The sequence below is a fragment of the Bacillus massilinigeriensis genome (genome assembly GCF_900117315.1).
Lineage (GTDB): Bacteria > Bacillota > Bacilli > Bacillales > Cytobacillaceae > Bacillus_BE > Bacillus_BE massilionigeriensis.
On sequence record NZ_LT630349.1, the window covers coordinates 1 to 1,493 of the forward strand.

Here is a 1,493-nt window from a genome sequence, read left to right on the forward strand (position 1 = left end):
GAGAATGTAAAAAGTTTTGTGTAATTGGTTATACTTACCAATTAAGGAGATGATCAATTATGCAAAACAAAACCAATGCATTAGCCAAGGAATTAGCCAAGGATTGCCGTTCGGTAGAAGATATTCAGGAAAAGTTAAAGGAACTATTCAAGGACACTATTCAACAGGTTTTTGAAGCTGAGATTGAGGAACATCTAGGTTATGCCAAACATGATAATGCGGGTGACCATAATGGTAATAGCCGCAATGGCTACAGTAAAAAAACGATTAAATCCAAGTTCGGTAAGGCTGAATTAAATATTCCAAGAGACCGAAATGGGGAATATGAACCTCAAATCATAAAGAAATATGAAACCACTTCAAATGGATTAGAGGAACAAATTATTGGTCTTTATTCTAAAGGAATGTCCACTAGAGATATTGAAGATCAGATGAAGGATATCTATGGGATTGATGTTTCGCCTACGATGGTAAGTAAGATAACCGATAAGATTATGCCTCTGATTGTAGAATGGCAATCACGTCCATTGGAACGAGTGTATCCGATTGTATTTCTGGATGCCATTCACTTTAAAGTCAGGAAAGAAAATCGCATTGTGAATAAAGCTGCCTATAGTGTTTTAGGGATCAATCTTTTAGGTCATAAAGAGATTCTTGGAATATGGATTGGAGAAAATGAGAGTGCCAGTTTCTGGTTAGGTGTTTGTAATGACCTGAAGAATAGAGGTGTTCAGGACATCTTAATCGCCTGTAAGGACAATCTTTCAGGCTTTTCAGAAGCGATTAACTCTGTCTTTCCTCAAACCAATATTCAGCTTTGTGTCATTCACCAAATTCGCAATTCTATGAAGTATGTATCGTATAAGGAACAAAAGGCTGTCATGGCAGACTTAAAGAAAGTCTATCAAGCACTTACTTTGGAAGAGGCAGAACTTGAGTTTGTCAATTTTAAAGAAAAATGGGGCAAGAAACATCCTATCATTATCAAATCTTGGGAGGCTAACTGGCTAGAACTTACTTCGTACTTTAGCTATCCAGCTGAGATTAGAAGGCTTATTTATACAACCAACACCATCGAAGGCTATCACAGACAGCTTAGAAAAGTCACTAAGACCAAAACAGCTTACCCAACAGATGATTCTCTCAAGAAGATTATCTATTTGGCTACCATGGAAATTTCCAAGAAGTGGACTATGCCTATAAGAGGATGGAAAGAATGTATATCACAATTAGCTATCATCTTTGAGGACCGTATTAACGATGAACTGACTATCTAATGGTTGGGCTAGCGCCCAAAGGTTTATCGCTTGGGTTCTCCCAAAAAGGAGGCAAAAAAGAGGAACAGAATGTCCCTCCCTTTTTGGCAGAATCCCATTAGGTGCTCGGGTTGCTCCTCAGCATTGCCCTATCCCCCTAATGAGCAAGAGCCCTGATAAAAGTATCGCCATAGCTATTGTTAAAAATTCCAATTACACAAAATAATTTATACTCCC

Annotated in this window: 1 protein-coding gene; it reads left to right on the plus strand. The window is 38.0% G+C overall.

The features are described from left to right. The first annotated feature begins 59 nt into the window (after positions 1–59). A complete protein-coding gene (locus tag BQ6100_RS20805; protein ID WP_075980025.1) occupies positions 60–1,277 on the plus strand; it encodes an IS256 family transposase in 1,218 nt (405 codons plus the stop codon). The last annotated feature ends 216 nt before the right edge of the window (positions 1,278–1,493 follow it).

Bases quoted from the DNA above. Each gene is read 5' to 3' on its own strand.
- BQ6100_RS20805 (WP_075980025.1), top strand. From the start codon at position 60: ATGCAAAACAAAACCAATGCATTAGCCAAGGAATTAGCCAAGGATTGC.